This is a genomic window from Vibrio sp. 10N.222.52.B7, assembly GCF_041474275.1.
Taxonomy (GTDB): domain Bacteria; phylum Pseudomonadota; class Gammaproteobacteria; order Enterobacterales; family Vibrionaceae; genus Vibrio; species Vibrio crassostreae_C.
In genome coordinates, this window is record NZ_JBFRTU010000514.1 from 1 (window position 1) to 345 (window position 345).

Here is a 345-nt window from a genome sequence, read left to right on the forward strand (position 1 = left end):
GCCAAATTCTGCGGAATCCATGCCTTCACAGTTGATGTTGTAGGTGTTTTTCTCTGTTAGGTTCGCAGCTTCGATCGATTTATCAGAGATCTTGAAACTCTTACGTACACCTGTTTCTTCAATCTGTTGTTGCCATGTGACTCGGCACGAGGCGTCAGTTGGAAGGCTTGCTACCCACGAGTGGTCTTCAAAGTCATTCAGCATGTTAGCGACTGCTTCGCCATCTAACGTGACTTGCAACGAAACGGTTTCCTCACTGATATCAATGATCGGGTTGCTCTCTCTTACGTCTGTTCCTTTCAAACGGAACATTGGGCTGCTGTACATCATTCTCGTGATGTATTG

General features: G+C 46.1%; 1 pseudogene. It reads right to left on the bottom strand.

Going from position 1 to position 345, the window contains the following annotated elements:
- A pseudogene (locus tag AB4512_RS23960) lies at positions 1-345 on the bottom strand (hypothetical protein); the annotation flags it as partial.